Origin of the sequence: Vibrio sp. 2-1-2a (assembly GCF_032648565.1) — a bacterium.
GTDB lineage: Bacteria > Pseudomonadota > Gammaproteobacteria > Enterobacterales > Vibrionaceae > Vibrio > Vibrio diabolicus.
Window position 1 is genome coordinate 74,920 of record NZ_WBOH01000004.1, and the last position, 21,831, is coordinate 96,750.

The following is a 21,831-nucleotide window of genomic DNA, read 5'->3' on the forward strand; positions in this document are numbered from 1 at the left end:
TTTGTGAATTTCTTTCGCTCAGCAGCCTGCCCCAACATGTGTCGTGTCGGTAATAATAATGGTCGTGGTCATTACTACTAGGCTGTTAGATGGCATAAATAAATATTCAACGTTAATTGTGTTTGCTTAACTCTACGTTTACCGAGTTTCCGATTCATAGTCAACAAAAAATTGTTTGTTTTTCAGTCTCACAGCGATTTCTGCTAAGCAATCTTATTGATATTTAAAGCTAATTGGATGTTATTGCTCGTTAGGAAATCTGTCGCTTATTTTTGTAGGGGGCTCATCCCATCGTCATCAGTCTCACTTTTTACTCCATAACTAGTCTGATCTTCGTCATAAAGCGTAAGATCAAATTATGAAAGGGAGTTGTTGACACTTAACAACAACTTAACTGTGACCTATGTTCACAGGATCGAATTATTTAGAAAATAGGTGAGCTAGCTTTCATATTCTATGCTTTAATAGTGAGAAGCTTTGGGCGCATACTAATAAAAAAGTTGACACAAGGAGTGGTGAACATGAAAAGATGGCTTTTTCTGTTGCTGTTTTTTGTGCCTGGCGTTTGTCTAGCAAACGAGCTTCCGCCTCTTCCAGGCAAAACATCCCCTTCTCCTCATAAACTATTTATTTCCAGCGACAGCTATCAATCTGACAGTTTCGATGTTTGGAATATCGACACGGGTTATGCGTACGAACTCTTTGACTCAGTAGACGTTTACGTCGGTGCACGAGTCAACAACTCTCCAACCCAAAACCAAAGCGGTTTTTTGAGTGGGATCAGCTATCACTTCAATGATCGTGTCACACTAAAAAGTTCGGTTCGCTCTTACAAGAATGAGACTGCGGAAGGTATTCGCCAAGAAGACAGCAGCCTAGCAGCTGAAGTCTCAAGTCGCGTGAAAATCACCGATAAACTGGATCTTCACGCGACTCTTGATTACCAAGATTGGCAACAAGGTATTGAGGTAGGTTTAGGCTTTCGTTTTTAGAAATCTAATTTTTGCTTTGAAATCAACACACCATTCCAATCAGCGTACACATAATGCTTCGGCTGCACGATTTGGTTTTGCATCGTTAAGGTCACATTGACCTCTCCCATACCTCGCTTCTCTGTCTTAAACGGATTGGTACCAAGTGCTTGCACGCCAATGTCCATCTGAGATATTTGTGCTACGTCGCGTATTGCACCATAGACAATAATGCCTTCCCACCCATTTTCTATTCCGAGTATTGCTAATTGATCGCCAAGCAATGCTTTCTGACACGAACCATGTCCGTCAACAATCAATACTTTCCCCGTTCCATCTTCGCCCAGTACTTCACGTACTTTTGAGTTGTCGTGATAGCAACGTACTGTGACAATTTCTCCGTAAAAAGCGGTGCGTTGACCAAAGTTCTGCAGTGGCAAAGTAAGCAGGGTAACTTGGTCTTCAAATTGGTCACAAATATCGGGTGTAATGTCTCTCATATTTCCTCCGTGAATTTTCTCACCCAAGCAGTGCTTCGGTGAGTAGTATCCTTTCCTATACGAGCCGAGGCTTAAGGGAGCCTAACTTATGCAACACTTTCGGCTGTGAGCACGCAATAAGGTAAAGTTGATCATCAATGACGTAGTAAATCGCGTTTTGTTGAAAGTCATTCGCCAATGCGACCGCCGCCTCTGGTGATAACTCGACGGCAAAGCTTTCCTCATACCATGTAAAAGAGCTGTCACCTACTGTGATAGGCGCGTAATTAACGTGCTGTAGCAGTGTTTCTAATGCTTGATTGCTTATGCAGTTCTCTTCTTTGGACCGCAAATTACTGTATGGGTTCCAAGCGGTTATCACAGCGTAGTTTGAAACGTACCACTCGGCCTCGAATCTGAAAAAAGATTCTGAATAAGCATTCCATAACGATGCGTCTATGTTCGTATTACTTTTTTCTATCATAAGTCTTAAACGATTAATAACAGTTACATTTCATCAATTGATATAAATCAACAAACTGAATGGAATTAACATTTGAGCATTGTTAGCATGCTGTTAACAATATAAAATCCGCTCCATATCTTAGGGTGTTTACGTTTCAGGCCCCACAGAAAGTAGGAAATGAAAGGTAAACAAGCCCTTTAGAATAAACGTCGCCATTGGATACTGGTGAGTTGGCAAAATTCCATGGAGGGCGGATAACTGAAAGAAGTGTTTTTTTGATCAACTTGATTTATTATCAAAATCACATTACCTGTATGTTATATTTTTGCCTAGAATTTATTCTATTAGCACAATTTTGTCACAAATTTAGGTACCGCCAATGCAAACCCCGCAGATTCTTATCGTTGAAGATGAGCAAGTAACTCGTAACACTCTTAAGAGTATTTTTGAAGCAGAGGGATACGCTGTTTTTGAAGCCAGTGACGGTGAAGAGATGCACCAAGTGTTGTCTGACAACTCAGTCAACTTGGTTATTATGGACATTAATCTTCCAGGCAAGAATGGCCTTCTGTTAGCGCGTGAACTACGCGAACAAGCGAACATTGCTTTAATGTTCCTGACAGGCCGTGACAATGAAGTGGACAAGATCCTAGGTCTTGAGATTGGTGCAGATGACTACATCACTAAACCATTCAACCCACGTGAACTGACTATTCGTGCTCGCAACCTACTTAGCCGCTCAATGAGCTCTAACGCGGTGCAAGAAGAGAAGCGTTCAGTAGAAAAGTATGAATTCAATGGTTGGGTACTGGACATCAACAGCCGCTCTCTAGTAAGCCCTGCTGGTGATAGCTACAAGCTCCCTCGCTCTGAGTTCCGAGCTCTACTGCACTTCTGTGAAAACCCAGGTAAGATTCAAACTCGTGCCGATCTTCTTAAGAAGATGACTGGCCGTGAACTTAAGCCGCATGACCGTACTGTAGACGTAACGATTCGTCGTATTCGTAAACACTTTGAGTCTGTTTCAGGTACTCCTGAAATCATCGCGACTATCCACGGCGAAGGTTACCGCTTCTGTGGCGATCTAGAAGACTAATTGAATCGCTAATACGCAAAGGGCTTGCTCATTGAGCAAGCCCTTTTATTTTGGGTTTAGCAATTAGCGGACAATCACTGAATCTAATAAACCTTGTTAATCTTCACGTACTTTTCCACTAACCAGCGCTGTTTACCTGCGTCGTCTAAAAGTACCGCGATATCAACCGATTTTTCTGTGTCCGCGTCTACCTGATACGTGAAAGCTACTTCCCATTGGCTCTCACTATGAGTTCGAGTTTCTAAAGAATCTTCATCCACCCACCACTCTTTTTCCCCTTGCTTGATGATAAGCGCTTCGGCCGTCAGGTTGGCTGGGAGTAACTGGTCTCCTTCAAGGTAAAGTGATCCTTGAATGCTTTGATCTTGTACTTTCCCAACAGTCGGCATCAGGTTCACCCATAAGTTACTTTTGAGCTCGACATTCACCTGGTTAATCGTAATCTGACTGTTTTGTTGCCAGTTCACACTTGGAACGGAACTGCAACCTGCCATCAATGCTATAACCAACGCCAACGGTGCGATTTTTTTCATGTTATTTCCTTTGTTCCAACCAACTTTTGAGGACTTGAATATCGTTTTGGTATTCATTTTTGATCTCTTCAACCCAGTCTGAAATGTTTTCCCACCATGCTGGCATATCGGGAGATTGCGCTTTCTGCGCCACACTTTGGATACGTTTGAGGCCAATCGAACCTGCAGCACCTTTAATTTTATGCGCTTCAGAAACAATCCCATCTTGATCTTTTGCCGTCATGTTTGAGTCTAAGACATCAATATAGTCTGGCATCATGTCTTCAAACATTTTTATGCTGTCGTAGACCGGCTTGGCACCAACAATGTCGACGTAAGACTCTAACATATCCATATCGAGCAAGTGTGTCTCAATCACAGGAGAAGGAGTCGGCTCTTCCACTGTTTCTGGAACGCACTCAGGTTGCTCTTGCTGCTCTACCTGATGCGCGAAGAATTTATCAATTACAGACTGAATGGCGTTCACAGCAAGCGGTTTACTGATGGCATCATCCATACCGTTATCTAAATATTCACGACGATCTTTCATTACATTAGCTGTTAGGGCGACCAATGGAGGCAGATTGTTATAATGCTCGCGATAATAATTTGCGACATCAAACCCCGTCATATCAGGCAGCTGAATATCCAACAACGCCAAGTCATATTTTTCTGGCACAAAGTTCACAAGCGCTTCTTGTCCCGTCATCGCCACGGTAACGGAGTGCCCTAAGCTCTCAAGCAACGATTTGGCCACGGTGACGTTAAGCTCAATGTCTTCGACCATAAAGATGTTGAGATGCACATTATCGCGTTTTGCATCAATGACAGGTTCTTCGAGTTCCACAATAGGAACGTGAATCGATACGGTAAAAGTACTACCAAAACCTTCTTCACTGGCGACAGTAATGTCACCATCCATCATATTGATCAGTTGCTTAGATACCGCCAAACCAATGCCTGTACCGACAGCATGTAGGTTGTCTTTACCTGATTTCACTTGGTAATACATGGCGAAGATTTTATCGAGTTCATCTTCCGGTATACCAATACCTGTGTCTTCCACTTCCATAATAATGGTGGCAAAATCGTCTTCGACATCCGCGCTCACCGTCATCACAACGCCACCTTCTTTGGTAAACTTCATTGCGTTGCTGACCAAGTTCCAAATTACCTGACGCAAACGGGTCGCATCCACTTCAATTGCTTTTGGTAAATCGCTCAAACGTTCTAAGTCAAAACGCAGCCCTTTTTGCTCCGCCATCAAAGCAGAGATGCTTTCAATCTCAGCGACGAAGTCTTCGAAGTTAAGTGGCGCAGGTAATAGTTCTAGCTTGCGGCGGTCAAACTTATCCATATCGATAATATCGTTGAAGATGTTACCTAGCGTAATCGCACTCACATTGATGGTCTGCATGTGTTTGCGCTGCTCTTCTGTCAATGGACTATCGAGAAGCATGCGACTTAAGCCCACAATGCCATTTAGTGGCGTTCGCAGTTCATGACTGATGGTTGAGATGAAAGTAGTTTTATCACGGCTTGCTTTCTCTAACGACTCTTCATGACGTTTACGTTCAGTGATATCACGGCCAAAACCTACCAAGCCAAGGTGACGACCATCTTTGCTGTAAAACGGCACTTTACGCAGTTCAAAGTAATGTTTGCGTCCATCAGGATACTCTAGCCACTGCTCGTAAGTGATGGCTTGATTATCGGCGAAGACCTTTTGGTCAGTATCAACGATGTGCTCAGCGATTTCTTTGCTATACACATCCCAAGGGCTTAATCCGACTAACTGGTGCTCTTTCTTGCCCGTTAGCTCTTCCATTGCCCGGTTACAACCGGAGAACACACCATCGGCATTGCGGTAGTAAATTAAGTCTGGCGAGGCATCAATAAATGAACGCAGTAGTGCAGTGCGTTCCGCAAGCTCTAACTGAGTACGCTCTCGTTGGAACACCTCGTTTTCGAGATCTTGCATCGCTTCTTCACGAGCTTCTTCTGCTTTAATGCGCTCTTCAATTTCTTGGTTGAGCTTTTCGATGTTTTGTTGCAGTTGATAATTCAGTTCTTGGTCTCGCGAGCGCATGTCTTTCAGTTTGGACACCAACTTGGTTAAACGCTGGCGAGACTCTTCTAGCTGATCAACAACAACAGAAAGAAAATAAACCGCCCAAGGTGTAATCAAGAGACCAAAAAACACCGAACGGACAATGTCGATATCGTCGACTCGCCCCTTGAGAGCTAAAGTAATCCCCACCTGCACCACAACGGCTAATGCCACCAGCGCAAGGGCCAGCAAAATCGAGAAACGAACAATCCCCAGTTTGACTAGCAAGTCGACATAATACTGGGCGAGATTTTTCATGGGTTTCATTAACTACTCCATGGTGCTGGCTAGATGTTGCCCTTCAATGATAAAAAACGAGCAGACATATTCGGCCTAACGCAATTTAGGTCTGTGTGATTAGTGAAAAATACGTAGTGCGAACTGCGCTTGCTAAACAAGATAAAAAGATAAGTTAACCAACGAACGCACAGGCTTCGGTAAGTTTAACGTGTTTAATACGGCGATTTAAACAATCAGCTATCAACTAAGAGCAAGCGGTCACAAAGCGTTAGCAAGAACTGGGGTGAATACAGGTGCGATTACGTCCATCAGCTTTGGCTTGGTATAGCGCACTGTCAGCCATGGCAATACCCATTTCCGGTTCATCACCATGTTGAGGAATATAAGAGACAAGACCGATACTGACCGTGAGACGTTCCGAAGCATCTGAGCTGTCGTGCTCCATATCGAGTTGTCGAATTTGTTCATGAATACGCTGCGCTACATTGCTCGCGCCTTCCGTTGTGGTATTCGGCAGGATAAAACCAAACTCCTCACCACCATAACGCGCAACACAATCCGAAGAGCGATTGATGACTTTTGTGAATACGGTAGCAACACTGACCAATGCTTCATCACCTTGCTGATGGCCGTAACAATCGTTGTAATCTTTGAAAAAGTCGATGTCACACAACATGATAGTGAGCGGCAGCTTTTCGCGGGCATGGTGGTACCATAGTACCTGCAGTTGTTCATCGAAGCGGCGTCGGTTCGATACCTGAGTTAAGCTATCCATAAAGCTCAACTTTTCTAACTCTAAATTGGCTCTCTCCAACTTTTGTTCGGCAAGGTAACGTTCAGAAATATCACGCGCCATGATCAGCACACCATTCGTTCCTGAAGCTTTATCTTTAAAAGGCGATTTCACCACATCAAACCACGTACTTTTGCCATCACTGCTAACGACTTTATCTATGTATCGGACAGGCTCTGACTGACGCAATGCATCCAAATCACTAGCGGCTAAGCGAGCGTACATCTCTTCAGGAATGACATCTTGAAGGCGCTTACCGATCAAATCAGACACGTCTGAAATACCTAATGCATTAACGAACGGTTTATTACACGCTTGATAGACCATATTCTCATTGAAGATACCGATAGAGTCAGGGCTAGCGTCAAGAATAGTTTGTAAGATAGTATCCCTTTGCGCCAACGCAACTTCTGTATCTTTACGCCGCTCCATTTCATCTCTCAGGTTTTGCTGCATTTTGTGCCACTCGGTCACATCATGACTAATGGATAATGTACCGATCAGCTCACCACTCGGTGACACAAGGGAGTTTTGATTCACTTCCAATAAGCAACTGCGACCTTGTGGATCCGTCGTCCACTTGCGCTCACTCTTTCTGGTAGCCTCCCCCATGGAAGCCTTTGATGCGCAGGCTTCTTCCCTTCGCCCTTCCCAAAATTGATCAAATGCTCGGTTCGTCGTTAATAAATTCCCTTGGCGATCTTGGGTACAGATTAACTCAGAGAGTGAGTCTAGTGCCGAACGGGCGATCGTTAATTGCGCAAGCTCTTGTTGCTGCTCTTGATGAGTGGATTGATATGGCTGCGCGTAGATGATCCAAACACGGTGATTGCGCAGCAAACTCTTTCTTCCTGACAACTCCACCTTGATAGATTCGCTTTCAGATAAGCGCCAATCAAATACCTGCTGGCTAAAATGACGACTAGAGACACTGTCGAGAAACGACTCAAGCTCACGAATATCGAATAAAGCGGGATACAAATATCCCGTGCCTAGAGAGCGAATACCTAATAACTGCATCGCAGCTTGGTTAGATAACAAGATCTGAGCATGGCCAGTATCCAGCACTATGACTGGATAGGGTGAATCCGTTACGAGTTGCTTAAGTGATGTTTGAAAGTGCAAATAGATCAGTGCTAACGCGCACACGCTAGCAATTAATAACAAGACGACATAGCCATAACCGCCTTGACCATCCCAAAGCCAATTGAGTAACTGATCCATCGTTTAAACCTTTAAAGAAAACTGGTTAAAATATATCAGTTATTTATTGAGCGATCTGCCATTAATTCCGGTTTAGTATAGATAAAAGCGTTTCCCGTTAGGCTTCCTTGAGCACCATGTTCACTGAGGGCTAGACCAATTTCAGTCATCGCCAGCCAGCGATTTTCACACCACAGTGGCGATAATAAGGTAGGTCTACGAGCTGCTGATGAAACGCGATGGTAAATCACGTCCGGTGGCGTCATACGAATCATCTCACTGGCAATTGCGACATATTCTTCTAGCTCTGGCGCCTCTAACCGTCCTGCACGCCACGCTTTCGCCATGGTGCTGCCTTCCACAATATGCAAGCCATGTAACTTAATGCCATCCGTGCCCACGGCTAACACTTTTTGCAGCGTCTCAATATTATCGTCGCGGCTTTCTTTCGGTAATCCAACAATTAAATGAGTACAAACCTTGATTCCGAGTGTTCGCGCGCGCTTAGTGATTTCGGCATAACATTCGAAATCATGACCGCGATTGATGCGCTTAAGGGTGTCGTTATTAGCGGTTTGAAGTCCTAACTCTAGCCAAATTTCATAACCTTGCTGTACATAGTCAGACAGCAAATCTAATACGGCATCAGGCACGCAATCTGGACGAGTCCCGACACACAATCCCACAATATCAGCCGCTTTTAGTGCTTCTTCATACATATTTTTCAGCACTTGCACTTCCGCATAAGTACTGGTGTAAGCCTGAAAATAAGCGAGATACTTCTTCGCTCGATGAATTTCGCCCGCACGATCTTTCAACTGATCGTGAATACTCTTTATCTGTACTTCTTCATCCGCAAACGAAGCCACATTACAAAAAGTACATCCTCCCCGACCAATAGTGCCATCTCGGTTAGGGCAACTAAATCCACCGTGCAACGTTAGTTTATGAACTTTTTCACCGTATCGACGCTGAAGATCTTGGCCGATTGTATTGACCAACTCATGTAACTGCATAAATTCTCACCAACAATGAACCGTAATCAATCTCACTACGATCTGTGTAAATAAATTACATCCCTGCAAGAAAAAACACACAATACTAGTCAATTCAAACAAACATCATACGGCTCAAAATCAATAAACCTGCATAAATACAGATAAAAAACGTTCATGTTGCGTAAATGTTAAACTAAAAATGCATAATTAAACGAAAAAATTGGGTCACAACGTCGACTTTTTCATTGCATTCTGAAGTGACAAAATTGTAGGATACTTACACAACCCCGTTATTTTTGTGACTTTTATTACAAAGTACACTGCGGGATTTGTCGGTGTTATCCCACTCCTACCTATATAAATCACTAAATAGTGGCAATAAATAAAGGGATACCACCAAGGATTGTTTTTCTCGCAAAACTTTTCCTGCGAGATACGGAAAGGAATCAAGATCGATCAACCTAGATCGGTGGCGATAATAAATATAAAGGACAAGACGTAATCAATGGTCTAGGTGGCATTTGCCTGCCTGGTGCTTTTGCGTCGACATTGAACTGGAAGGATGTATCTATGGTAGATAGAGAGCAAAATCCACAGGGTCTATATACTCCTGAATTGGAGCATGACGCGTGTGGTATCGGTTTTGTTGCTCACCTTAAAAACCGTAAATCTCATGAAGTAGTGACTCAAGCATTGGATATGCTAGCTCGCATGGAGCACCGTGGTGGTCAAGGTTGTGATCCATGCAGCGGTGATGGTGCGGGTATCTTGCTACAAAAACCTCATGAATTCCTATTAGAAGAGGCCGTTAAGCTCGGCATTAAACTGCCTTCATTTGAAAAGTATGGTGTGGGTGTCGTACTTTTCCCGAAAGACGAATACAAACGCGAGCAATGCCGTGACATTCTAGAACGCAACGCTCAGCGTCTAGACCTTGAAGTTATTGGCTACCGCGTTTTGCCAACCGATAACTCGATGATCGGTGCCGACCCGCTAAGCACAGAACCTCAGTTTGAGCATGTGTTTATCTCTGGTGGTCCAGGTATCACACCTGAAGAGCTAGAGCGCAAACTGTACGTACTTCGTAACTACACTGTACGTGTTTGCCTAGAAAGCGTTTCGAACATTGGTGATGACTTCTACATTAACTCAATGTCTTACAAGACATTGGTGTACAAAGGTCAGTTAACGACCGAGCAAGTCCCTCAGTACTTCCTTGATCTGCAAAACCCGACCATGGTGACCGCACTGGCACTGGTACACTCTCGCTTCTCTACCAACACCTTCCCGAAATGGCGTCTTGCACAACCTTTCCGTTACATTGCCCACAACGGTGAAATCAATACAGTTCGAGGTAACTTGAACTGGATGAAAGCCCGTGAGGCGATCATTGAATCCGATCTATTTACCCAAGCTGAAATCGACATGCTGCTTCCTATTTGTCAGGAAGGCAGTTCGGATTCATCTAACTTTGATATGGCACTTGAGCTCCTAGTTCTTTCTGGTCGTAGCCTGCCGCACGCATTGATGATGATGATCCCGGAAGCATGGCAAGAAAACAAAAACATGGATCCTAAGCGTCGCGCGTTCTATCAGTACCACGCGAACATCATGGAACCATGGGATGGTCCGGCTTCAGTATGTTTTACTGATGGTGTTCAAGTTGGTGCGACACTCGACCGTAACGGTCTGCGCCCTTCTCGCTACACAGTGACCAAAGATAACTTCCTAGTAATGGCATCAGAATCTGGTGTTGTGGATATTGAGCCAGAGAACGTTGAGTTCCGCGGTCGTCTACAACCAGGTCGCATCTTCGTTGCAGACTTAGAGCAAGGTCGCATCATCTCTGATGAAGAAGTGAAAGACACCATCGCAACAGCGCGGCCTTACGAAAAGTGGGTAGAAGAAAACCTACTAAGCTTGAAGAAGCTGCCAGATGCGAGTAACCAATTCAGCCAACCTAAGCCAGAACATCTTCTACACCGCCAACAAGCGTTTGGCGTAAGTACTGAAGAAGTGAACGAAATCATCGTTCCGATGGCGAATGACGCGAAAGAGCCATTATCAGCCATGGGTGCCGACTGGCCTCTTGCGGTTCTATCTCATCAGTCGCAACATCTTTCAAACTACTTCAAGCAGCTGTTTGCACAGGTAACTAACCCACCGATCGACCCGATCCGTGAGCGTATGGTGATGTCGCTGAACACTTACTTGGGTAAAGACCAAAACCTTCTGACTGAAACACCACTTCACTGTCAGAAAGTCGAATTGGAATCGCCTGTTCTGGCGAACTCTGAGCTTGAGAAACTGCGTGCGATCGATAACGAGCATCTTCAGGCGAAAACGCTAGATATCGTATTCCAAGCCAGTGAAGACCAAGGCAAGCTTGAGCGCGCACTAAAACGTATCTGCCAATACGCAGAAGACGCGGTTATTGATGGTTACTCAATCATCCTGCTAACTGACCGCGCAGTGAACTCAAACCACGCCGCTATCCCAGCCATGCTGGCAGTTGGTGCAGTGCATCACCACTTGATCCGCAAAGGTCTACGTGCGAAGTGTGACATTGTGGTTGAAACCGGTGACGCGCGTGAAACGCACCACTTTGCAACGCTAATTGGTTACGGTGCCAACGCCGTTAACCCATACCTAGTGATTGAAACCATCATTGAGCTTCAGCGTACGAAGAAGCTGGCTCCAGAAGCGAACCCTCGCGATCTGTTCAACAACTACCGTAAAGCGATCAATGGCGGTCTTCTGAAGATCTTCTCGAAGATGGGTATCTCAACCCTGCAGTCGTACCACGGTGCGCAAATCTTCGAAGCCTTAGGTATTCATAAGTCAGTGGTAGACAAGTACTTCACAGGTACAGTTTCTCGTATCCAAGGTCTCACCCTTGACGATATTGCTAAAGAAGTGCTCGTTCGTCACCGCATCGGTTACCCACAACGCGAAATCCCAATTCAAATGCTGGATGTGGGTGGTGTTTACCAATGGAAACAGCGTGGTGAGAAGCACCTATTCAACCCAGAAACCATCTCGCTACTGCAAGAGTCTACGCGCAACAAGAACTACGATCAGTTCAAGCAGTACGCGACAGCAGTCGATAAACAAGGTGACAACGCGGTAACTCTGCGTAGCCAGCTAGAATTCATTAAGAACCCAGCTGGTTCTATCTCTATCGACGAAGTCGAGCCAATTGAAAGCATCGTGAAACGCTTCGCGACAGGTGCAATGTCATTCGGTTCTATTTCTTACGAAGCACACTCCACATTGGCTGTTGCGATGAACCGCCTTGGCGCAAAATCGAACTCTGGTGAAGGTGGTGAAGACCCAATGCGTTTCGAGCGCAAAGAGAACGGCGATTGGGAACGCTCTGCAATCAAACAGGTAGCTTCGGGTCGTTTCGGCGTAACCTCTTACTACCTAACCAACGCTGATGAGCTACAAATCAAGATGGCTCAAGGTGCGAAACCAGGTGAAGGTGGTCAGCTACCAGGCGATAAAGTAGATGACTGGATCGGTGCTACACGTCACTCAACTCCGGGCGTCGGTCTTATCTCGCCACCACCACACCACGATATCTACTCAATCGAAGATTTGGCTCAGCTTATCTACGATTTGAAGAACGCGAACCGCGCGGGCCGTGTAAACGTGAAGCTGGTATCGGAAGCTGGCGTAGGTACGATCGCTTCTGGTGTAGCGAAAGCGAAAGCGGACGTTGTACTTATCGCAGGTTTCGACGGCGGTACAGGTGCATCCCCAATGTCTTCAATCCGTCATACCGGTCTTCCTTGGGAACTTGGTTTGGCAGAAACGCACCAAACGCTACTGAAGAACGGTCTACGTAACCGTATCGTGGTTCAAGCAGATGGTCAGATGAAGACACCTCGCGACCTTGCAGTGGCAACACTACTCGGTGCAGAAGAATGGGGCGTGGCAACCGCAGCCTTGGTGGTTGAAGGTTGTATCATGATGCGTAAGTGTCATAAGAACACCTGCCCTGTCGGTATCGCAACTCAAAACAAGACGCTTCGTGAGCGCTTTGATGGTCGCGTTGAAGACGTCGTAACCTTCTTCCAATACATGGCACAAGGTCTGCGTGAAATCATGGCTGAACTTGGCTTCCGCACTATCGATGAGATGGTCGGTCAAGGTCAGAAGCTGAAGATTCGCCAAGACGTTTCTCACTGGAAATACAAGAACCTAGATCTGTCTCCTGTTCTCCACGTTGAGCAACCACGCGAAGCTGATGGTGTATTCAACCAAGCTCAGCAGAACCACAATCTAGAAGAAGTACTAGACCGCAAGCTGATTCAAGCAGCGATTCCTGCACTCGAGAAAGGCGAAGCGGTGAATGCCGAGTTCCCTATCGTTAACACGGACCGCTCTGCAGGTACCATGTTGTCGAACGAAATCTCGAAAGTGTACAAAGATGCCGGTCTACCTCAGCCAATGAACGTGAAGTTCAAAGGTTCTGCGGGTCAGTCATTCGGCGCATTCCTAGCTAAGGGCGTGAAGTTCGAAGTGGAAGGCGACGCGAACGACTACTGGGGTAAAGGCTTATCTGGCGGTACGTTAGTACTTTACCCAGATGCGAAATCAAGCATTGTCGCAGAAGATAACATCGTGGTTGGTAACGTGTGTTTCTACGGTGCCACTTCGGGTGAGTCTTTCATTCGCGGTATGGCTGGCGAACGTTTCTGTGTTCGTAACTCAGGCGCGAAAGTAGTAGTAGAAGGCGTCGGTGACCACGGTTGTGAATACATGACGGGCGGTGCAGCAATTATCCTTGGTTCAACAGGTCGTAACTTTGCCGCAGGTATGAGTGGCGGCGTGGCTTACGTATGGGATAAATCAGGCGACTTTGAGTCGAAACTGAACCCAGAGTTAGTAGACCTAGATCCAATCGAGCAAGAAGACAGAGATCTATTACTCGACATGCTAACTAAGCATGTTCAATTCACAGGAAGTGAAGTCGCTCAGTCTTTCCTAGACAACTTTGAAGCAAGCCTAGCCTCTATGGTTAAGGTAATGCCGCGTGACTATAAAGCGGTGCTTCAAAAGCGTAAAGCTGAAGCACAGTCTCAAGGAAACGAAACTCAAGTGGAGGCCGTATAATGGGTAAGCCTACTGGATTTTTAGAGCATGGTCGTGAACTACCACAGAAGATCGACCCAGCTGAACGCATCAAGAACAACAAAGAGTTCGTTCTGAACGAGGAGTTTGGTGACAAGATCAATACTCAAGCGTCTCGTTGTATGGATTGTGGTGTGCCGTTTTGTCATAACGGCTGCCCTATCGGTAACATCATCCCAGAGTTTAACGATGCGGTTTATCGTGATAGCTGGGAAGAAGCATGGAACATTCTAAGCTCAACCAATAACTTCCCAGAGTTTACTGGTCGTGTTTGCCCTGCTCCATGTGAAAGTGCTTGTGTACTTGGCATCAACCAAGACCCAATCACCATCTGTAACATCGAGAAAACCATCGTAGAAACGGCGTATCGTGAAGGGTACGCCAAGCCAAAAACGCCACGTTCTCGCACTGGTAAAACGATAGCGATCATTGGATCTGGACCAGCGGGTCTTGCGGCTGCTGAGCAGCTAAACAGCGCTGGTCATACTGTGACAGTATTCGAGCGAGACGAGAAGGTTGGTGGTCTGCTGCGTTTCGGTATTCCAGATTTTAAACTGAGCATGGAAGTCATTGATCGTAAGATCAATCTAATGGCAGAAGCTGGCGTTGAGTTTAAAGTAAACCAACACGTCGGTGTTGATGTAAATGCTCAGCAACTGCGTCAAGAGTTCGATGTGGTTCTACTGACGGGTGGCTCAACGGTTCCACGTGATTTGCCAGTTCCGGGTCGTGAGCTCAAAGGCGTTCACTTCGCAATGGAATTCCTAGGTCAAAACAACCGACGTGCAAATAACATGGACCTGAAAACGGAAGAGATTCACGCAAAAGGTAAACATGTGGTTGTCATTGGTGGTGGTGATACCGGTTCAGACTGTGTAGGTACGTCAAACCGTCACGGCGCAGCAAGCGTAACTCAAGTGGAAATCATGCCGATTCCACCAGAGAAGCGCCCAGCCAATATGCCTTGGCCTCAATACCCAATGATCCTACGTACTTCGACCTCTCATGAAGAAGGTGTCGATCGTCACTGGAACATCCTGACCAAAGAGTTCATCGGAAATGACAAAGGTGAAGTCACAGGCCTTCGTCTTGCTGATATCGTTTGGCAAGATGCAAAACCAGACGAGCGCCCAAGTTTCAAAGAAGTAGAAGGCAGCGAGCGAGTGATCCCATGTGATATGGCATTCCTAGCAATGGGCTTCTTACACCCAGAACCTACAGGCGTGCTTGCTCAACTGGATATCGCGCTAGATGATCGCGGTAACGTAGCAACTCAAGGTTTTGCTACTAACCAAGAAGGCGTATTTGCTGCTGGTGATATGCGAACAGGCCAATCTTTGGTGGTTCGTTGTATCAACGAAGGTCGCGAATGTGCTCGTGCTATCGATGACTACCTAATGGATGGCACAAACCTAGAAGCAAAAGCAGATTCACTGATGCTTTCTGCTTAACGGAAGTATTCACGCTTCCCTCTTTCAATGCCATAAATAGCCATCAGCGATATCGATGGCTATTAGCAAAGAAAGAAAACAATTCCTTCCAATCTTTCTATTTTGACCAGCATTTTATGCTGGTCTTTTTTATTTCCCACAGAATCAAATGTTACTTTTTTGTAACAATCAATTTTCTATCTATTTGAAATCATTAAACTATTTTAGCTTATTAAATGGTAAATCGCATATTCACGTGATTATCCACTAATAACTTGACCTTTTTTACAATAAGCTATAGCTTGTGAAGTTGATGAAAATAAAACACTCAAAAAATGTTAAATATTTCACAGCTTTTATTGAATAAATATACATAAAACCATAAAGGATGACGCATATTCAGTCATCACTATCAACGTAAGCAGTGTTGATATATCTGTCGGGATGACGGATAAGCAAAGGGAGAATTGCAATGGCTCTTTATGATCCAAGTCTTGAGAAAGACAACTGTGGATTTGGCTTGATCGCGCATATGGAAGGCGAACAAAGCCACAAGCTGGTTCGTACAGCAATTTCTGCACTTGACCGAATGACCCACCGTGGTGGTATTGCCGCCGATGGTAAAACCGGTGATGGTTGTGGTCTTCTATTACAAAAGCCCGATTCCTATTTACGTCTTATTGCTGAAGAAAATGGTTTCAACCTTGGCAAGCAATACGCCGTAGGGATGATTTTCTTCAACCAAGATCCGGTCAAAGCTCAACTCGCTAAAGACATCGTCAACAGAGAACTTGCGCAAGAGACGCTAACAGTGGCCGGTTGGCGTGAAGTTCCAACCAATTCAGAAGTGCTCGGTCCAATTGCGGCTAACTCGCTTCCAAATATTCAGCAAGTCTTTATCTCTGCACCGGCTGGTTGGCGAGAGCGTGACATTGAACGCCGTCTCTACATCGCACGCCGTCGCATCGAGAAACAAATCACCGAAGATCCTGATTTCTACATCTGTAGCTTGTCGACTCAAGTTTTGGTGTACAAAGGCCTGTGCATGCCTGCGGACTTGCCTCGCTTCTACCTTGATCTTGCTGATCTACGCATGGAATCCGCTATCTGTCTGTTCCACCAGCGTTTTTCTACCAATACTCAACCGCGTTGGCCATTGGCTCAGCCGTTCCGCTATCTTGCTCATAACGGTGAGATCAACACCATTGAAGGTAACCGCCAATGGGCGCGCGCGCGCGCTTACAAGTTCTCGTCACCACTGCTGCCCGATCTTCAAACTGCAGCACCATTTGTGAACGAGACAGGTTCAGATTCCTCCAGCTTAGATAATATGCTGGATCTCTTCTTAGCTGGCGGCATGGATATCTTCCGTGCCATGCGCATGCTTGTGCCACCAGCATGGCAAAACCACCCAGATATGGATCCGGATCTGCGGGCGTTTTACGACTTCAACTCCAAGCACATGGAACCATGGGATGGTCCTGCAGGTATCGTACTGTCCGATGGTCGTTATGCTGCTTGTAACCTAGACCGAAATGGTCTGCGTCCTGCACGTTATGTAATTACCAAAGACAAGTTGATCACTCTGGCATCTGAGGTAGGGATTTGGAATTACGCCCCAGATGAAGTTGCCGAAAAAGGGCGTGTAGGGCCGGGTGAATTGCTCGTCATCGACACTCGTAAAGGTAAGCTTTGGCAGTCTAGCGAGATCGATAATGATCTGAAATCTCGTCACCCTTATCGCGAATGGATGGAAAACAACGTTCGCAAACTCACACCATTTTCTCAGCTACCTGAGGATCAAGTAGGCGAGCGCAGCTTTGATGAAGACTTACTTAAGACTTATCAAAAGCAATTCGCGATGACTAACGAAGAAGTCGACCAAGTTCTGCGTGTACTCGGAGAAATGGGCCAAGAAGCCGTTGGTTCTATGGGTGATGATACTCCAATGGCAGTGCTCTCCTCAAAAGAGCGTTTGGTAACTGACTACTTCCGCCAGAAGTTCGCTCAGGTCACCAATCCACCGATCGATCCACTGCGTGAAAAACACGTGATGTCACTGGCGACCAGTATCGGTAAGGAAATGAATGTCTTCTGTGAAACCGATGGCCACGCGCATCGCGTAACATTTGATTCGCCTGTACTGCTTTATTCAGACATGCAGCAACTGCTCGAGCTTGGTGACGATCACTACCGTAATACCATTCTAGATATCAACTACGATCCACAAGAGAAAGATCTTAAACAAGCCATTAATGATCTCTGTGAGCAAGCAGAGCAAGTCGTACGTGAAGGCACGGTTTTAGTGGTACTTTCAGATCGCGCTTTGGTCAAAGGCAAGTTACCAATTCCAGCCGCAATGGCTGTCGGCGCCGTTCAAACTCGTTTGATTGATGCGAACCTACGTTGCGATGCCAACATTGTAGTCGAAACCGCAACTGCACGTGACCCACACCAATTTGCTGTCTTGCTTGGCTTTGGTGCTACTGCAGTTTACCCATACCTTGCTTATGAAGCGTTAGGTAAACTGATTGATGATAAGGCACTAGAGAAAGACTACCGCGATGTGATGCAAAACTACCAATACGGCATCAACAAAGGCCTGTATAAGATCATGTCGAAAATGGGGATCTCAACCATCGCCTCTTACCGCTGCTCACAACTGTTTGAAGCGGTTGGCCTGAGCCAAGAAGTGGTTGATTTGTGCTTTAAAGGTGTCACAACTCGTATTGAAGGCGCGAATTTTGACGACTTCCAGCAAGATCTTACAAACTTATCTCGCAAAGCATGGGCGAAACGTAAATCGATTGATCATGGCGGCTTGTTAAAGTATGTCCATGGAGGTGAGTATCATGCTTACAACCCGGATGTTGTCGGCACGCTGCAACAAGCCGTTAAATCTGGCGAAAGTAACGACTATCAGAGCTTTGCCAAGCAAGTGAATCAACGCCCTGTTGCCATGCTGCGTGACTTAATGTCGCTGAAAAAATCAGACTCACCGCTGCCACTCGAGCAAATAGAACCACGCATTGAACTGTTCAAACGCTTTGACTCTGCGGCCATGTCCATTGGCGCACTTAGCCCAGAAGCGCATGAAGCACTTGCAACGGCGATGAACCGTCTTGGTGGTTACTCTAACTCGGGTGAAGGTGGTGAAGATCCTCGCCGTTTCGGTACTGAGCGTAACTCACGTATCAAACAGATTGCTTCTGGCCGATTTGGTGTAACGCCTCATTACCTGACTAATGCGGATGTACTGCAAATCAAGGTGGCACAAGGTGCGAAACCGGGTGAAGGTGGACAGCTACCAGGACACAAAGTCACCGCAGAAATCGCAAAACTGCGTTATTCGGTACAAGGCGTGACTCTGATCTCCCCTCCTCCGCACCACGATATCTATTCGATTGAAGATTTGGCCCAGCTGATCTTCGACCTTAAACAAGTCAACCCGAATGCGCTGGTTTCGGTAAAACTCGTCTCCGAGCCAGGTGTCGGCACCATCGCAACGGGCGTAGCAAAGGCTTACGCTGATCTTATTACCATCTCGGGTTACGACGGTGGTACTGCAGCAAGCCCATTAACTTCGGTAAAATACGCAGGTAGTCCATGGGAATTAGGTCTAGCAGAGACGCAACAAGCACTGGTTGCTAATGGTCTGCGTCATAAGATCCGCCTACAGGTAGACGGTGGTCTAAAGACTGGTCTAGACGTGGTTAAGGCCGCGATTCTTGGTGCAGAAAGCTTCGGATTTGGTACCGCGCCAATGGTTGCTATGGGTTGTAAGTTCCTGCGAATTTGTCACCTCAATAACTGTGCAACAGGGGTTGCGACTCAAGACGAAACGCTGCGTAAAGAGTACTTCAAAGGCTTACCTGAAATGGTGATGAACTACTTCACCGGACTGGCAGAAGAAGTGCGCGAGCTGCTTTCTGAGCTAGGCGTTGAAAAACTGACGGACTTGATTGGTCGTACCGATTTACTTGAAGCAGTAGAAGGCTTTACCGCGAAGCAAACCAAATTGGATCTATCCAACATTCTAGAAGCTCCCGTCTCGCCTGAAGGTCATCCGCTGTTTTGGACGGAACCAAATAAACCGTTTGATAAAGCTGAGCTCAATCAAAAGATCATTGATGATGCCATGCATGCGGTAGAAAACAGCCAATCGGCAAGTTTCTTCTACAATGTCATCAACACTGATCGTTCTGTGGGTGCACGCTTATCTGGCGAAATAGCGAAGCGCTATGGCAACCAAGGTTTGGCAGCTTCCCCTATTAAAATCTACCTTGACGGCACAGCCGGTCAGTCGTTTGGCGTTTGGAATGCGGGTGGCGTAGAGCTTTACCTCACAGGTGATGCGAATGACTACGTAGGGAAAGGCATGGCAGGCGGCAAGATCGCCATTAAGCCTCACTTAGGTACAGCGTTCAAGTGTCATGAGGCCACCATTATTGGTAACACGTGTTTGTACGGCGCAACGGGCGGTAAACTGTTCGCAGCCGGTAAAGCGGGTGAACGTTTTGGGGTACGTAACTCAGGTACGATTGCCGTCATTGAAGGAGCTGGCGATAACGCTTGTGAGTACATGACAGGCGGTATTGTTGCCATTCTAGGTGCAACAGGCGTGAACTTTGGTGCAGGTATGACAGGAGGCTTTGCCTATGTTCTGGATGAAAACCAGAGCTTTGAAGGTCGAGTCAATACTGAATCTGTCGAAGCCATTTCATTGTCCGATCTATACATCCACCAAGAGCATTTGCGCGGCCTGATTGCGGAACACCTTGAAGAAACAGGGTCGAGTCATGCAGAAGATATTTTGGCGAACTTTGATGAATGGATTCCAAAGTTCTATTTGGTGAAACCACAAGCGGCAGATCTTCGCACGCTACTTGGTCACCAGAGCCGCAGTGCTGCAGAGCTGCGTGTTCAAGCACAGTAATCATGGAGGATGTTTGAATCATGAGCCAGAACGTTTATCAATTTATCGATGTTCAACGTGTCGATCCGGCGAAAAAGCCTATCAAAGTTCGTAAGATCGAGTTCGTTGAAATCTATGAACCGTTTACTAAGCAGCAGGCGACTGCACAAGCGGATCGCTGCTTAGATTGTGGCAACCCATACTGTGAATGGAAGTGCCCAGTACACAACTACATCCCTCAATGGCTAAAACTGGCAAATGAGGGACGTATTCTTGAAGCTGTTGAGCTATCGCACCAAACCAATAGTTTACCTGAAGTATGTGGGCGCGTTTGTCCTCAAGACCGCCTATGTGAAGGTTCATGCACGCTTAATGATGACTTTGGTGCCGTCACCATCGGTAACATAGAAAAGTACATTACCGACAAAGCCTTTGAAATGGGCTGGAAGCCAGATATGTCCAAGGTGGAGTGGACCGATAAAAAGGTCGCAATCATTGGAGCTGGCCCAGCAGGCTTGGCAGCCGCTGATATCCTAGTGCGCAATGGCGTTAAGCCAGTCGTGTTTGACCGCTACCCAGAAATCGGCGGACTACTGACTTTCGGTATCCCTTCGTTCAAGCTTGAAAAAGGGGTAATGGAAAATCGTCGCCGTGTGTTCACTGAAATGGGCGTCGAGTTCCGCATGAACGTGGAAGTCGGTAAAGATGTACAAATGCAAGATCTAATCGATGAGTACGATGCCATTTTCTTAGGCGTTGGCACCTATAAATACATGCGTGCAGGACTAGAAAATGAGGATGCGCCGGGTGTGTATGACGCGCTGCCATTTTTAATTTCGAATACCTACAAAGTCATGGAGCTTGAGAACAACCAACCTTTTATCGACATGGCAGGAAAGAAAGTGGTCGTGCTTGGTGGTGGCGATACCGCAATGGACTGTGTACGAACCTCTATTCGCCAAGGAGCCTCCAATGTGATTTGTGCTTATCGTCGTGACGAAGCCAACATGCCAGGTTCACGTCGAGAAGTGAAAAACGCTAAAGAGGAAGGCGTGAAGTTTATGTTTAACCTGCAACCACTCGGTGTGGAGGTCGACGCCTCAGGTAACGTATCGGGCGTTAAAGTGGTAAAAACTGCTTTAGGTGAGCCCGATGATGCAGGTCGTCGCAGACCAGAACCAGTGGAAGGCAGTGAACATGTATTGCCTGCGGATGCCGTGATCATGGCATTTGGTTTCCAGCCACACAAAATGGACTGGTTAGAACCGTATGGTGTCGATTTAGACCAATGGGGACGTATCAAGGCACCTGTTGAGCAAGCGTTCATGTACCAAACCAGCAATGCGAAAATCTTCGCTGGCGGTGATGCGGTCCGTGGCTCAGACCTCGTCGTAACCGCCATTGATGAAGGGCGAAAAGCGGCAGAAGGCATTCTTGATTACCTAGAAGTCTAATCACAGCTAACATCACAAAAAGGAT

General features: G+C 46.2%; 13 protein-coding genes and 1 other annotated feature (1 of these 14 only partly in view). Of the genes, 6 read left to right on the top strand and 7 right to left on the bottom strand.

Annotated elements, in window-relative coordinates; genetic code table 11:
• Positions 1–83: a sequence feature (Thr leader region), on the bottom strand; it reaches 37 nt to the left of the window's first position.
• A complete protein-coding gene (gene thrL / locus F7Y48_RS12110; protein WP_074192076.1) occupies positions 19–96 on the bottom strand; it encodes a thr operon leader peptide in 78 nt (25 codons plus the stop codon). It overlaps the preceding feature by 65 nt.
• Before the next feature lie 425 nt (positions 97–521).
• Between thrL and F7Y48_RS12115 the strand changes: the two genes are divergently transcribed.
• Entirely contained in the window at positions 522–992 is a 471-nt protein-coding gene (locus tag F7Y48_RS12115) for a ribonuclease regulator (protein WP_316684358.1), read from the top strand.
• Here F7Y48_RS12115 and F7Y48_RS12120 read toward each other — a convergent pair.
• Together F7Y48_RS12120 and F7Y48_RS12125 are read right to left on the bottom strand one after the other, a co-directional pair.
• The gene (locus F7Y48_RS12120; RefSeq protein ID WP_005396309.1) at positions 989–1,471 is read right to left on the bottom strand and encodes a putative 4-hydroxy-4-methyl-2-oxoglutarate aldolase; all 483 of its coding nucleotides are present in this window, start codon (positions 1,469–1,471) and stop codon (positions 989–991) included. The genes F7Y48_RS12115 and F7Y48_RS12120 overlap by 4 nt on opposite strands.
• A gap of 55 nt (positions 1,472–1,526) precedes the next feature.
• Positions 1,527–1,934 carry a DUF3293 domain-containing protein gene (locus F7Y48_RS12125; RefSeq protein ID WP_046873976.1) on the bottom strand — a complete coding sequence of 136 codons (408 nt, stop codon included), beginning with the start codon at positions 1,932–1,934 and terminating at the stop codon, positions 1,527–1,529.
• A 361-nt stretch (positions 1,935–2,295) separates the two neighbouring features.
• Here F7Y48_RS12125 and arcA point away from each other — a divergent pair, with 361 nt between their 5' ends.
• A complete protein-coding gene (gene arcA, locus F7Y48_RS12130; RefSeq protein WP_005381824.1) occupies positions 2,296–3,012 on the top strand; it encodes a two-component system response regulator ArcA in 717 nt (238 codons plus the stop codon).
• Between the two features lie 83 nt (positions 3,013–3,095).
• Here the strand turns inward: arcA and F7Y48_RS12135 are convergent, their stop codons facing one another.
• From F7Y48_RS12135 to F7Y48_RS12150, 4 genes are all read right to left on the bottom strand, one after another.
• Complete coding sequence (locus F7Y48_RS12135) at positions 3,096–3,545, bottom strand: hypothetical protein (RefSeq protein WP_316684359.1); 450 nt, start codon at positions 3,543–3,545, stop codon at positions 3,096–3,098.
• Position 3,546: 1 nt separating this feature from the next.
• A complete protein-coding gene (arcB, locus tag F7Y48_RS12140) occupies positions 3,547–5,901 on the bottom strand; it encodes an aerobic respiration two-component sensor histidine kinase ArcB (protein ID WP_258432317.1) in 2,355 nt (784 codons plus the stop codon).
• A gap of 241 nt (positions 5,902–6,142) precedes the next feature.
• Positions 6,143–7,891, bottom strand: a complete 1,749-nt coding sequence (locus F7Y48_RS12145; RefSeq protein ID WP_316684361.1) for a diguanylate cyclase domain-containing protein — start codon at positions 7,889–7,891, stop codon at positions 6,143–6,145.
• Positions 7,892–7,926: 35 nt separating this feature from the next.
• Positions 7,927–8,886 (bottom strand): TIGR01212 family radical SAM protein, encoded by a 960-nt coding sequence (locus tag F7Y48_RS12150; RefSeq protein ID WP_316684362.1) that lies wholly within the window; start codon positions 8,884–8,886, stop codon positions 7,927–7,929.
• Positions 8,887–9,438: 552 nt separating this feature from the next.
• On the opposite strand from F7Y48_RS12150, the gene gltB (F7Y48_RS12155) reads away from it, so the two are divergent.
• From gltB (F7Y48_RS12155) to F7Y48_RS12170, 4 genes are all read left to right on the top strand, one after another.
• Positions 9,439–13,989: a glutamate synthase large subunit gene (gltB, locus tag F7Y48_RS12155; protein WP_316684363.1), complete on the top strand. Its 4,551-nt coding sequence runs from the start codon at positions 9,439–9,441 to the stop codon at positions 13,987–13,989.
• Complete coding sequence (locus F7Y48_RS12160) at positions 13,989–15,458, top strand: glutamate synthase subunit beta (protein WP_253652064.1); 1,470 nt, start codon at positions 13,989–13,991, stop codon at positions 15,456–15,458. Before gltB (F7Y48_RS12155) ends, F7Y48_RS12160 begins: the two co-directional genes overlap by 1 nt.
• A 451-nt stretch (positions 15,459–15,909) precedes the next feature.
• Positions 15,910–20,373, top strand: a complete 4,464-nt coding sequence (gltB, locus tag F7Y48_RS12165; protein ID WP_316684364.1) for a glutamate synthase large subunit — start codon at positions 15,910–15,912, stop codon at positions 20,371–20,373.
• Positions 20,374–20,393: 20 nt separating this feature from the next.
• Complete coding sequence (locus tag F7Y48_RS12170; protein ID WP_005396322.1) at positions 20,394–21,806, top strand: FAD-dependent oxidoreductase; 1,413 nt, start codon at positions 20,394–20,396, stop codon at positions 21,804–21,806.
• Positions 21,807–21,831 lie beyond the last annotated feature (25 nt).